Genomic DNA, 12194 nt, shown 5'->3' with positions numbered 1-12194 from the left:
AGCACGAACGGACACTACTGTTTCGCCAGTTCAAGCCATACCTCGCAGAAGCGTTCCACCTCTTCGCGCGTAGTGTTCCAGCCGAAGCTGGCGCGGATGGTACGGTCGGCCACATCGGGTTCGACTTGCATCGCCTGCAATACGTGGCTGGTCTTCATCGTGCCGGAGGAACAGGCGCTGCCCTGCGAAACCGAGATGCCCGCCATGTCGAAGCGCATCACCTGCGCGCTGCCGCTCATCTTCGGCATGGCGATGGCGCGGATATAGGGCGTTGGGTCGGAGAGGCGGTCGGGCAGCCATGTGCCGCCAAGGTCGCGGCATTCCTGAGCGAGCTGGTCAAGCGGTTCTAGGATGCCCGGGTCGACATAGGGTTCGCCGCAAGCCTCCAGCGCCGCCGCCATGCCGAGCACGCCGGGCAGGTTCTCGGTCCCGCGTCGATAGCCGCGCTCCTGCCCGCCGCGCGGATGAAGGATGGAAAAATCGCGAACAAGCAAAGCGCCGACCCCAATGGGACCGCCGAATTTGTGCGCCGAAACGATGGCCATATCGGCGAGCTTTGGGATCGCAAACTTTCCCGCGGATTGACTGCAATCGACGACTAACAACCCGTCGTTGCCGTGAACAAGCGAAGCGATCGAACCGATGTCCTGACGATTGCCAGTTTCCGAATTGATGTGCTGCGCACCAACCGCCACCGTGTAGGGAAAATCGATATATGGCTCTGCTGCAACCACAGCCTTTTCAATGCTGGTGAAGTCTATCGAGCCATCAATCGCAACTTCAATCGCGCTCGCTCCGCGATATTCTACTTCGGACCAAAGCGCGTCATGTTCGACCTTGCTGACCGCTTCGTACATTGCTTGGGATTCGCCAAAAGCCAGCGCAGCCGCCTCACTCGCGCCGGAGGTCAAGATCACCTCGCCTTCCCAGCCGAGGGCGCGTTTCACCCGCTCGCGCGCATCCTCCAGCGCCGCGCGCGCCTTGCGGCCTTCGGCGTGCGGACTGCTGGGATTGGCCCAGAGCGAAAAGCCCTCCTCCATCGCGGCGCGCGCTTCCGGGCGGAGCGGCGTGGTGGCGGCGTGATCGAGATAAATTCGTGTCGGGACGGGACGTGCTCGAAATAATTGCGAACTGGAGACAAATCCCTATATAGCGCGCAACTTCGCGTGAAGCCCTAACAGGCCGCGCACCTCACATTTCTGCCAGGGTACACCTCCCCATGCCGACCGTCATCTTTCCCGGCCCCGAAGGCCGTCTCGAAGGCCGTTTCTCTCCCGGACCGCGTCCGCGCGCGCCCGTGGCGATGATCCTGCACCCGCACCCGCAGGGCGGCGGCACCATGAACGAACAGATCACGCAGCGTCTCTACAAGACCTTCGTGAACCGCGGCTTCGCCACCCTGCGCTTCAACTTTCGCGGCGTGGGCCGCAGCCAGGGCAGCTTCGACAATGGCATCGGCGAATTGTCCGACGCTGCGAGCGCGCTCGACTGGGTGCAGCAGGTCCATCCCGATGCGAGCGTCACCTGGATTGCCGGCGTGAGCTTCGGCTCGCTTATCGGTATGCAGCTGCTGATGCGCCGTCCGGAAATCCGCGGCTGGATCAGCATCGGCGCCCCGGCCAGCATGTATGACTTCTCCTTCCTCGCGCCTTGCCCGGCGAGCGGTATCTTCATCCACGGCGCGCAGGACACGGTGGTCCAGCCCAACGCGGTCACCAAGCTCGTCGAAAAGCTGCGCACCCAGAAGCATATCACCGTGCATCACGAGGAAATCCCGCGCGCGAACCACTTCTTCGAGAACGAGCAGGAAGAGCTGATGAAGTCGGTCGACAACTATCTCGACTTCCGCCTCGATCCGGCCTGCCCGATTACGTAATTGGATTTTCGCTCGCGCCTCCGCGCGAGCGTCCTCGGTGCTATTTCGACGCGTGCCGCGTCGAGCACCTGCGGGCGGCCGGTCGGCCTTGCGGTCCGCTAGTCGCGGACCGTTTTTGCAATAGACTTCTTTAAGGGGTTCGTTTTTCGGGCCCTTTTTTGGTGCGCGTGGCCTGTTCAAACGTCATTTCGGACAGGCGCCTTGCATTCTGATTGATATGTTGTAACATTGCTATCAGTGGGAGACGCAAGGAAGAGGATACGACCATGTCATATGTCGACCAGCACAACGGACCTTCGCCAGCCGGCCTGGCCAGTTCGATCATCGTCCAGTCCGCGATCGGGGCGCTCGTCATCGCCGGATTGAGCGTCACGCAGATGGCGCCGCCGATTGAAACCGGCCCCATGGACCCGATCGACTATCCGCTCGATCCGCCGCCGGAACCGGAGGAACCCGAGGTACAGCCCGAAGTAAGCGAACAGGTGCCGAGCACGCCTCCGCCCTATGTCCCGCCGACCCGCATCCAGTTCGAGGTGCCGTCCCCGAAGATCGACGTGACCGATCTCCTCCCGCCGCCGCGACCGCCGCAGCCCAAGATCATGCCGAAGATCGAGCCCGCGCCGCCCGCGCCCACGCCTACCTTCGATCCGGTCTCGGCCAAGCCGCGCAACGATCCGGGCGCCTGGCTCACGAACAGTGACTATCGTTCCAGCTGGGTGCGGCGAGAATACACCGGCGTGGCGGGCTTTCGGCTCGATATTGCCGCCTCGGGCAAGGTCACCGGCTGCCGGATCACGAGCACAACCGGCCATTCCGAACTCGACGAGGCGACCTGCAAGCTCATCCAACGCCGTGCACGGTTCGAACCGGCGCGTGGGCCTAATGGCGAACCGGTCGCGGGAAGTTTCTCGTCCTCGGTGCGCTGGCAGCTGCCCGAATAGCCTCCTGCGGGCCAGACCTGCCTAGCGCGAGCCCCGTTCGACCTTGTCGAGCGGGGCTTCGCCGTCGGCAGCAGGCACTGTCCAGATCGCCACATTCACCAGCGCCACCAGCGCAAGGATGACCATGAGCATGGCGTTCTTGGTATTGCCGGTGCGCCGCCACAGCAGGAAAGCGCCGAAGAACAGCGCGATGGCGGCAAGGACGGTAATCGAAAGGACGGTGTCGAGCATGCGCCCCCAATAGCCTCCGCTTCCCGCTTTGGGAATCCTTCGCGCAGGAACGCGCGCGCGATCCTGCCGTTGGTAGTGCGAGAAGGCGGCACCTTCGCCGCACCGCATTTGAAGGGGAGTGACCCATGGGAATTTTCACCAAGATCAAGGAAGCGATTTTCGGCAAGGAAGCCAAGGCCAACGAAGTCCCGGCAGACACCAAGACCGGCAACGCCTGGGCCGATGCTCCAGTCACCCAGAGCCGCGCAACCCCGGTCGTCGATGTCGAGAACAGCCTCGATTCCATGCCCGGCGCGGACCGCCTCAACTGGCGCACCTCGATCGTCGATTTGATGAAGCTGATCGGAGTCGATTCCTCCTACGAGAACCGCAAGGCGCTGGCGCAGGAGCTGGGCCGCGAGAACTACGAAGGCAGCGCGGAAGACAACATATGGCTGCACAAGCGCACAATGCGCGAACTGTCGGCCAATGGCGGCAAGGTGCCGGCCGAATTCCTCGATTGATTTGACAGGGTTATGCGGGGGGCGCACAGACTTCCCGCATGACCACACGCACCTTTGAAGCCACCCGCCGCCAGGTCCTCGCCGGACTTGGCGCGACGACTGCCCTCACCCTTGGCGGATGCGCCAGCGTTCCGCGTGGGACCTCAGCCCAGACGGCCGAGGCGCTGCTGGAGGACGTCGCCTACAACCTGCTCAAGCATGAGCCGGGCCGCGCCACGGGCCTCGGCGTCGACTCCGGGCAATACGCCTACCTGCGCGCCCAGCTTGGCGACGCCTCGCCAGAAGGGCAGGACGCCTATGCCGCGACGCTGAAGAGCGACCTCGCCCGCGTCCGCGCCTTCCCGCGCGAAGGGCTGGACAGCACCAATGTTACAAATCTCGAAGTGGTCGAAAGCGCCTATGAACTCGCGCTCGACGGATTTGCGCTGCCTTATGGCGACGTGCCGGTCGGCAATTGGCGCACCGCGCCCTATGTCGTGATCCAGAACGTCGGCGCCTATATCGGCCTGCCGCGCTTCATGCAGTCGACGCACATGGTGAAAGACGCCAGCGACGCTGACGCCTATGTCGAACGGCTGCAAGAAGTGCCCAAGGTCCTCGGCGGCGAACTCGAACGTATTCGCGCCGCGCGCGCCATGGGCGTCGTGCCGCCCGACTTCCTGCTCGACAAGGCGATCCGCCAGATGGAGCAAACCATCGAAAGCGCGGGCAAGGGCGAACTTTTCGCCGGCGACCTTCGCGCCAAGCTGGCCGAGGCCGGCCTGCCCGAAACGCGCGCCGATACGGCGCTGGCGCTGGAAACCGGCCCTATCGCGCAGGCATTGTTCGCCCAGCTGCAGGAATTGCAGGCCGAGCGCGCCGTCGCCACCTCCGCGCCGGGCATCTCCGCGCGTCCGCAGGGCGACGAGTTCTACGCCTGGGCGCTGCGCTCCAGCACCACCACCACGCTTTCGCCCGACGAGGTGCACCGGCAGGGGCTGGAAGAGCTCGAAGCCCTGCACGCGCGCATGGATCCGATCCTGCGCGAAATCGGCTATACCGAAGGATCGGTGGGGGACCGGATGCAGGTCCTGGGCGACGACCCGCGCTACAAATTCTCCGAAGGCGACAAGGGCCGCGAGGAAATCTTCGCTTTCATCAACGAGCGGATCGACTGGATCAAAGGGCAGATGCCGCGCGCCTTCAACACGCTGGTCGACCCGAACCTCGAAGTCACCCGCATCCCGGTGGCCGAGGAAGCGGGCGCACCGGGTGCCTATGGCGGAGCGGGCAGCAAGGACGGCACCATCCCGGGCCGCTTCTGGATCAACCTGCGCACCACCGACCTCCACCGCAAATACGACCTCGCCGACCTCACCTATCACGAGACGATCCCCGGCCACGTCTGGGAAGGCGAATATTCCAACCGCCTCCCGCTCATCCGCTCGATCCTCGCCTTCAACCCCTTCAGCGAAGGCTGGGCGCTCTATGGTGAGCAGATTGCCGACGAGCTGGGTGCTTACGACGAGTTCAAGGTCGGCCGCCTCGGCTATCTCCAGTCCCTCGCCTTCCGCGCCTGCCGCATGGTCGTCGACACAGGGCTTCACGCCAAGGGCTGGAGCCGCGAACAGGCGCGCCAGTTCTTCGTCGAGCGCAACGGCTCCAAGCCCGAGGAAGTGGCGGGCGAGGTCGACCGCTATTGCAGCTGGCCGGGACAGGCGACCGGCTACAAGCTCGGCCACAGCCGCATCGTCGCGCAGCGCGACCGCGCCCAAGCCGCGTTGGGGAGCGCCTATGACTTCAAGGCCTTCAACGACGCCGTCGTGCTCGGCGGGAACGCACCGATGAATGTGATGGAGGCCAATGTGACGCGCTATATCGAAGGAGCAAGGGGGTGATCCGGCTCGCCCTGGCGGGCCTTGCCGGCGGCATCGCTCTGGCAGCCGCCTCGCCCGCATCCGCCAGCTTTCCCTACACGAAGGAGATGACCTGCGCGGTCGGCGGCGAGACATTCAAGCACAAGACCACGGGCAGCTATTCGGTCTGGGGCCGCCGCCCCGACGGCAAGCCCTATGGCAGCTGGTCCTTCCCGCTCGCCATTCCCGAATGCCCCGGCAACGGCCTCTTGATGTACCGCAAGTTCGACGAGGCCGAAATCGAGCAGCTGGAAGAACTGATCGAGCGTAGCGAATACCGCGAGCTGGATGAAACACCCTATTACCGCGCGCAATGGCTGGAGGATCGCCTGCTCGGCAAAGAGACGCCGCCCTGGCTGCTCATGCGCGCCATCTGGGAGAGCGACCGCGAACCGGAAACCCGCGGCCGCTATCTCGCCAAATTCGCGACACGCGTCGAAGCCTTGCCGCTCGACCTCAAGGACCGGGAATCGGTCTATCTGCGCTTTCTCCTCGCCAACGCCTATCGCGAGTTGGGCCGGTTCGAGGAAGCGCTCGCCGTGCTGGATACCATCCCGCTTGCCTCCCTTCCGGACAGCGACAAGGACTGGACCTATCTGCGCGAGCGTATCGCGCTCCTGGCCGATGTGACCCGCGATGGTGAAACCACGTCGCACCCGCCCCGGCTCATCCCCGAAAACGCAGCCGCGTTCGAGTGCAAGCGCGCCATGGACAAGGGGAAGGATCCCATCGATCCTTTTTGCGAGACCGACGCCATGAAGGCGCTGGTCGCAAAGCAATATGAGCGGGAGAAGAGGTAGGCCCTCACGAGCCGTCCGGACCTTTTTTGCCCTTAACCCGTCCCTATCTTGAGGCGGCACCAAGGGGATTACGATGGAAACGCTTGGAGAGAATCTCGAGACCATGCCGCGCGTGCCGCTGGCCGACGCGCATGTGGCCATGCTGCGCGAGATCGGAAGCGAATGCGAGTACGAGGCTGGCGAAATGGTCGCCGAAGTGGGCGAGACCATGAACCGTTTTGTCTACGTTCTCGAAGGCGAAATCGAGGTGAAAGACCCCTATTCGGAGGCCCGCCTGCTCGAAAGCTCGCTCGGCCCCACCCAGTTCATGGGCGAGATATCCTTTCTCAACGCCGGCACCTATCTCCTGCCGATGCGCGCTGCCAAGCGGACGCGAACTCTCGAAGTTCCGCGCGTCGCAATGCTCGACCTGATGGCGCGGGTGCCCGAATTGTCCGACCATGTCATACGGGTGTTCTCCGCCCGTCGGCGACGCCAGTTCGAACTCAAGAACAGCAATGTGAAACTCATCGGTGCCGACCGCGATCCGAAGGTCCAGAAGGTCGAGCAGTTCCTGAGCCGCAACCGCATACCCTTCCAGAGCCTCGACATGGACGGCCGCGACGACGAAACGCTGGCGGTCTGCAATCTGACCGATCACAGGCCCTCGGTCATCCTCGGCAAGGACCGCGTGATGGAGGCCCCGAGCCCGCGCAAGGTTGCCCAGTTCCTCGGGCTTGATCTCGATGTCTGCCGCGAGACGCTTTACGATCTCCTCATCGTGGGCGGCGGGCCGGCAGGGGTGGCGGCCTCCGTCTATGCGGGAAGCGAGGGCCTGTGCGCGCTGACGATAGAGGACACGGCGATTGGCGGGCAGGCGGGCACCAGCAGCCGGATCGAGAACTACATGGGCTTCCCCACCGGCATCAGCGGGGCCGACCTAGTCTATCGCGGACAGATCCAGGCGATGAAATTCGGCACGCGCTTCGCCATGCCGCGCCGCGTCCACGGCCTCGCCAAACGCGCGGACGGCAGTTTTTGCGTCACGCTCGACGATGGCGACGAGGTTTGCGCCAAAGCGATCCTCGTCGCGACCGGCGTGCAGTACCGCCGCCTGCCGCTGGACGGGCTGGAGGAGATGGAAGGCGCAGGCATTTTCTACGCGGCCACCGACATGGAAGCGCGCTTCTGCCACGGCACCGAGGCCGTCGTCATCGGCGGCGGCAATTCGGCAGGCCAGGCCGCCATGTATCTCAGCCGCAGCGCCGCCCATGTGCACCTGGTGGTGCGCGGAGACAGCCTCGCGTCCAGCATGTCGAGCTACCTCACCCAGCGGCTCGAAGCCGACCCTGCGATCACCATCCATTACGACACCGAGGTCACCGAACTGCATGGCGAGGACCATCTCGAGGCGGTAACATTCCGCGGACCCGAGGGCGAAAAGCGTGTCGAAACCCGCGCGCTCTTCATCATGATCGGAGCCGCGCCCAATACAGAATGGCTCGCCGGAATGGCCGAGACGGACGAGAAGGGCTTCGTGAAGACCGGCGCCGAAGTCGGCCGCCCGACCCCTTTCGAAACCAGCGCCGACGGCATCTTCGCCGTGGGCGACGTGCGCGCCGGATCGGTCAAACGCGTGGCGAGCGCGGTGGGCGAAGGCTCGGTGGTGGTCAGCCGGATCTGGGATTTCGTGGACAAGCTGGCCGCGCCCGCCAGCGAGGTCTGAGCCAAGAAATTCGCTCAACCTTTTCTTCAATTTCCTTCCCGTAATGCTAGGCTATACGTGAATTGTTCAGCGGGAGGTCGGTCATGGGACGCATAAGAGGCACTGTTTTTCTGGCGGGATCGCTCGGTCTCTTTGCAGCCGCGCCGCTGAAGGCCGACTGGTACGAAGCCTCCAGCGAACATTTCGTCATCTACGCCGACGACAGCGAGAAGGACATCAAGGAATTCGCGGAGAATCTTGAACGGTTCCATTCTGCCATGGTGGTTTTGACCGGGCGCGAGACCGAAATGCCTAGCCCTTCGAACCGGGTCACGATCTTCGTGGTGGGCGATCGCGGGGATCTTCGGCGGCTGAGCCGCGGTAACCGCAACGTCGCGGGCTTCTACCAGCCGCGTGCCGGTGCCTCACGTGCCTTCGTCCAGGATATCAAGATGAAGAGCGGCTATCCCAGCTTTTCGACGGTCGTCCTGCTCCACGAATACGCCCACCATTTTCTTATTTCGAGCTCGCGTTTCGCCATGCCCCGCTGGCTGAGCGAGGGCGCAGCGGAGTTCTTTTCCTCTTCCAGTTTCGAAAAGGACGGAGGGATGAAAACTGGGCGCCCCGCCCATCACCGTGCGACCGAGATAAGCTATGACGGCGCCGTCCCGGCCGAAGATCTGCTCGACAGCGCCTATTCGCGCGATAGCGGCGGCACCAACCGCGGCTCCTTTTACGGAACCAGCTGGGCGCTGTTTCATATGCTGTGGTTCAGCGATGAACGGCAGGGCCAGCTCAACGAATACTGGCAGGCCGTTGCTGCCGGAAAGGGCTCGCTCGAAGCCGGACGCGAGGTCTTCGGCGACCTCGATGTCCTCGATGACGAGCTAGAGGATTATATGCGCCAGCGGCGGATGCTCTATCTTCCACTTGCCGCCGACAATCTGCCGCCCACGGCCAGCGTTGTCTTGCGGGAATTACCTGAGGGCGAGGCGAAGATGATGGACGTGCGCATGGTCTCCCAGCGCGGCGTCACGCGTGAAGAGGCGTTGGAGCTGGTCGAAAAAGCACGCAAGATCGCCGAGCGCTATCCAGACGATGCCGGTGTGCTCGTCGCGCTGGCCGAGGCCGAGCACGACGCGGGCAATTACCAGGCCGCCATTGAGGTGGCGACCCGCGCAATTGCCCTCGATCCGGCACGGCCCAACGCCTATGTCCAGAAGGGTTATGCGCAGTTCGCGCTGGCGGCCGAAGCGGACGAAGCGGACAAGGACCTTGCCTATCGCGAAGCCATGGGCACCTTCGGCGCGCTCAACCGGATCGAGAACGACCATCCGCTCCCGCTGATCTATTACTATCGCAGCTTCCTCGAACAGGGACGCGAGCCCAACGAGACGGCGCGCCGCGCGCTCGAACGCGCAGCCGAACTCGCTCCGTTCGATCAGGCTCTGGCGATGAATGCGGGCCTGATGCTGGCGGGCGAGGGCAAGATAGGTCGCGCCATCGACGCTCTGACGCCCTTGGCCAGCGACCCGCATGGCGGAGAATTGCCCGACACCGCGCGGCGCTACATCGCGCAGCTGGAGCGTGAGGAGGAAGGGACCGTGTGGATACCGCGCGATACCGCAAAAGCGGTCGGCAACGCCGTGACCGCTGCGGAGGAATAAGCGGGGCCTAGTTTACCCGACCGTCGGTTTCGACCAGCCTGATCTCGTAAAGCGACGGCCACAGCTTGCCGGTGACGAACAGGCGGCCATTGTCCGCGTCCCACGCGATCCCGTTGAGCACGCTCTCGCCATCGGCCACCGGCGTCGTGTCTACCAGAGGCTTCAGCCAGATAAGCTTCTTCACCACCCCGTCCGCAGGATCGATCGCGACGATGTATGGCGCTTTCCAGACATTGGCGTAGACCAGCCCATCAACCCATTCGAGTTCGTTGAGGCGCCGCAAGGGCTTGCCCATCATGGTAACGGTGATTTCGCGACGTACCTCATAGGTCTCGGGATCCAGCACCCGTAGCGTGTCGCTTCCGTCGGAATGGACGAGCCCCTCGGGCGCAGTGGTCAAGCCCCATCCCTCGAGCGGATAGTCTTCGCGTGACGACACCGGTTCCAGCGTCTCGGTGTTCCAGCGATGGATCGCCCCGTCGCGCCAGGTCAGGCTGACGAACTCGTCTTCCCACAGGGCCAGCCCCTCGCCGAACTGGTCGAGCGGGATGGCGCTTTGTGCCAGCACCTTGCCGGTCTCAAGTTCGACTTTGCGGACTACCGACTGCCCCTCGCGCCCCGTGCTCTCGTAAAGCGCGCCGTCGTGCCACAAGAGACCTTGCGTAAACGCGCTCGCATCGTGCGGATAAGATGCCACGACATCCGCCACATAGACGGTAGGGCCGGCGTAGGCCTCCTCGACGGCAACCGGCTCGGCCGGTGCCTGCGCCGCCGAAGGAACGGCAAGCGACAGGGCGGCAAACGGCAGGAAGAACGAGCGGAAGTTCATGGCGGTCCTAATCAACCATGTGGGCTTTCCGCAGCATGAAGGGGGAGCGAGCAAATTTAAAGCCCCCGGTCCGCGCCCTCTCTCCTTGGCGCGGCCGGGGGCCTCCTCTCCAACTGTGCGCCTGCGCTTGCAGGCTATCTCATCAGGCGGCTGCGGGGGCGGCGTCGCGTACGCCCTGGTCGACATGAGCGGCGAAGGGTTCGAAATTGTCCACGAACAGCTGCACCAGCTTGTGTGCGGTGCGGTCGTATTCGTCCTTGTCGTCCCACGTCGCGCGCGGATCGAGGATGGTGCTGTCGACGCCCGGAACCGACACCGGCACTTCGAAGCCGAAATTCGGGTCCTTGCGGAATTCCGCGTCGTTCAAGCTGCCGTCGAGCGCGGCGTTGAGCAGCGCGCGGGTGGCCTTGATCGGCATGCGGCTGCCGACGCCGTACTTGCCGCCGGTCCAGCCGGTGTTGACCAGCCAGCAGGTCACGTTTCCTTGGGCCCCGCCTTCGGCAATGCGCTTCTTCAAAAGGTTGCCGTAAACGCTCGGGTGGCGCGGCATGAAGGGGGCGCCGAAACAGGTGCTGAAGGTCGCGGTCGGCTCGGTAACGCCGATTTCGGTGCCGGCGACCTTGGCGGTGTAGCCCGACAGGAAGTGATACATCGCCTGGTCGGGCGTCAGCCGCGCGATCGGAGGCAGCACGCCGAAGGCATCGGCCGTCAGCATGATGACGTTCGACGGCGGCGGGCCGAGGTTGTCGGCGCTGGTGTTGGGGATCGAGGACAGCGGATAAGCGCCGCGGGTGTTCTCCGCGAGGCTGTTGTCGTCGAGGTCGATCTCGCCGTTCTCGTCCATCACCACGTTTTCGAGGACAGTGCCTGCCATCTTGGTGGTGGCGTAGATTTCCGGCTCGCTCTCGGGGTCGAGGCGGATCATCTTGGCGTAGCAGCCGCCTTCGAAATTGAAGACCGCCGTGTCCGACCAGCCATGCTCGTCATCGCCGATCAGCGTGCGGCTGGCGTCGGCCGAAAGCGTGGTCTTGCCGGTGCCCGACAGGCCGAAGAACACCGCGCTCTTGCCGTCGGGGCCGATGTTGGCCGAGCAGTGCATCGGCATCACGCCCTTGGGCGGCAGCAGGTAGTTGAGGATGCCGAAAACGCTCTTCTTCATCTCGCCGGCGTATTTGGTGCCGCCGATGAGGATCAGCTTTTCTTCGAGATTGACCGCGATCACCGTTTCGCTGCGCGTACCGTGGCGCGCCGGGTCGGCCTGGAAGGTCGGCAGGTCGATGATGGTGTATTCGGGCGTGAAGCCATCAAGCTCTTCCGCCGTCGGACGCACGAGCAGAGTGCGGATGAACTGGTTGTGCCAGGCGAGCTCGTTGATCACGCGCACTTTCACGCGATATTCGGGCTGCGAACCGCCGAAAAGATCGGCCACGAAGAGGTCCGACTTGTCGGCCACGGCGGCCATGAAATCTCCCTTGAGCGCGGCGAAATGTTCCGGCGTCATCGAGGCGTTATTGTCCCACCACACCGTGTCTTCGGTTTCGGCGTTGCGGACGATGAACTTGTCCTTCGCGCTGCGACCGGTGTGCTTGCCGGTTTCGACCACCAGCGGACCGTCCTTCGCGCGGCGCCCCTCGCCGCGCTCCAGCGCGGCGGCGGTCAGTTCTTCCGAGGTGAGGTTCGGATGGATCGTGGCAGCGGTCTCGATGCCCTGCGCGGCAAGCGAGTGGGAAAGTGCGGTGGTCACTGAAATCTCCAGCGTCAAAGAGAC

11 protein-coding genes are annotated in these 12194 nt (G+C 64.0%); 7 read left to right on the top strand and 4 right to left on the bottom strand.

All coding sequences use genetic code 11. The features are described from left to right. Positions 1–14 precede the first annotated feature (14 nt). On the bottom strand, positions 15–1040 hold the full coding sequence (locus K3148_RS09325; protein ID WP_247711538.1) for a cysteine desulfurase family protein: 1026 nt from the start codon (positions 1038–1040) through the stop codon (positions 15–17). 179 nt (positions 1041–1219) lie between these two features. Here K3148_RS09325 and K3148_RS09320 point away from each other — a divergent pair, with 179 nt between their 5' ends. Further along, positions 1220–1876: an alpha/beta hydrolase gene (locus K3148_RS09320; protein ID WP_040965597.1), complete on the top strand. Its 657-nt coding sequence runs from the start codon at positions 1220–1222 to the stop codon at positions 1874–1876. Between the two features lie 266 nt (positions 1877–2142). Continuing rightward, complete coding sequence (locus tag K3148_RS09315; RefSeq protein ID WP_221424546.1) at positions 2143–2817, top strand: energy transducer TonB; 675 nt, start codon at positions 2143–2145, stop codon at positions 2815–2817. 21 nt (positions 2818–2838) lie between these two features. Here K3148_RS09315 and K3148_RS09310 read toward each other — a convergent pair whose 3' ends face one another. Continuing rightward, positions 2839–3048, bottom strand: coding sequence for a hypothetical protein (locus K3148_RS09310; protein ID WP_221424545.1), 210 nt, complete (start codon positions 3046–3048; stop codon positions 2839–2841). A 125-nt stretch (positions 3049–3173) separates the two neighbouring features. Here K3148_RS09310 and K3148_RS09305 point away from each other — a divergent pair, with 125 nt between their 5' ends. The 5 genes from K3148_RS09305 to K3148_RS09285 all read left to right on the top strand — a co-directional run bounded on the left by K3148_RS09305 (position 3174) and on the right by K3148_RS09285 (position 9597). Beyond that, positions 3174–3551: a DUF3597 domain-containing protein gene (locus tag K3148_RS09305; protein ID WP_221424544.1), complete on the top strand. Its 378-nt coding sequence runs from the start codon at positions 3174–3176 to the stop codon at positions 3549–3551. A gap of 38 nt (positions 3552–3589) precedes the next feature. Then, on the top strand, positions 3590–5428 hold the full coding sequence (locus tag K3148_RS09300; RefSeq protein ID WP_221424543.1) for a DUF885 domain-containing protein: 1839 nt from the start codon (positions 3590–3592) through the stop codon (positions 5426–5428). Continuing rightward, a complete protein-coding gene (locus K3148_RS09295; protein ID WP_221424542.1) occupies positions 5425–6246 on the top strand; it encodes a tetratricopeptide repeat protein in 822 nt (273 codons plus the stop codon). The genes K3148_RS09300 and K3148_RS09295 overlap by 4 nt, the downstream gene beginning before the upstream one ends. Before the next feature lie 73 nt (positions 6247–6319). Next, positions 6320–7951 (top strand): FAD-dependent oxidoreductase, encoded by a 1632-nt coding sequence (locus K3148_RS09290; RefSeq protein WP_221424541.1) that lies wholly within the window; start codon positions 6320–6322, stop codon positions 7949–7951. 83 nt (positions 7952–8034) lie between these two features. Further along, positions 8035–9597 carry a DUF1570 domain-containing protein gene (locus K3148_RS09285; protein WP_221424540.1) on the top strand — a complete coding sequence of 521 codons (1563 nt, stop codon included), beginning with the start codon at positions 8035–8037 and terminating at the stop codon, positions 9595–9597. Between the two features lie 7 nt (positions 9598–9604). Here K3148_RS09285 and K3148_RS09280 read toward each other — a convergent pair whose 3' ends face one another. Then, on the bottom strand, positions 9605–10426 hold the full coding sequence (locus tag K3148_RS09280) for a glutaminyl-peptide cyclotransferase (RefSeq protein ID WP_221424539.1): 822 nt from the start codon (positions 10424–10426) through the stop codon (positions 9605–9607). Positions 10427–10568: 142 nt separating this feature from the next. Continuing rightward, positions 10569–12170 carry a phosphoenolpyruvate carboxykinase gene (locus tag K3148_RS09275; protein ID WP_221424538.1) on the bottom strand — a complete coding sequence of 534 codons (1602 nt, stop codon included), beginning with the start codon at positions 12168–12170 and terminating at the stop codon, positions 10569–10571. Positions 12171–12194 lie beyond the last annotated feature (24 nt).

The organism is Qipengyuania aurantiaca (assembly GCF_019711375.1).
GTDB classification, from domain to species: Bacteria; Pseudomonadota; Alphaproteobacteria; order Sphingomonadales; family Sphingomonadaceae; genus Qipengyuania; species Qipengyuania aurantiaca.
The sequence above is the reverse complement of the archived record's forward strand: the minus strand, read 5'-3'. Positions and strand labels throughout refer to the sequence as shown.

Excerpts from the sequence above, each read along its gene's own strand:
- K3148_RS09300 (WP_221424543.1), top strand. The coding sequence starts at position 3,590 with ATGACCACACGCACCTTTGAAGCCACCCGCCGCCAGGTCCTCGCCGGA.
- K3148_RS09310 (WP_221424545.1), bottom strand. The coding sequence starts at position 3,048 with ATGCTCGACACCGTCCTTTCGATTACCGTCCTTGCCGCCATCGCGCTG.
- K3148_RS09325 (WP_247711538.1), bottom strand. The coding sequence starts at position 1,040 with ATGGAGGAGGGCTTTTCGCTCTGGGCCAATCCCAGCAGTCCGCACGCC.
- K3148_RS09305 (WP_221424544.1), top strand. The coding sequence starts at position 3,174 with ATGGGAATTTTCACCAAGATCAAGGAAGCGATTTTCGGCAAGGAAGCC.
- K3148_RS09290 (WP_221424541.1), top strand. The coding sequence starts at position 6,320 with ATGGAAACGCTTGGAGAGAATCTCGAGACCATGCCGCGCGTGCCGCTG.
- K3148_RS09320 (WP_040965597.1), top strand. The coding sequence starts at position 1,220 with ATGCCGACCGTCATCTTTCCCGGCCCCGAAGGCCGTCTCGAAGGCCGT.
- K3148_RS09280 (WP_221424539.1), bottom strand. The coding sequence starts at position 10,426 with ATGAACTTCCGCTCGTTCTTCCTGCCGTTTGCCGCCCTGTCGCTTGCC.
- K3148_RS09285 (WP_221424540.1), top strand. The coding sequence starts at position 8,035 with ATGGGACGCATAAGAGGCACTGTTTTTCTGGCGGGATCGCTCGGTCTC.
- K3148_RS09315 (WP_221424546.1), top strand. The coding sequence starts at position 2,143 with ATGTCATATGTCGACCAGCACAACGGACCTTCGCCAGCCGGCCTGGCC.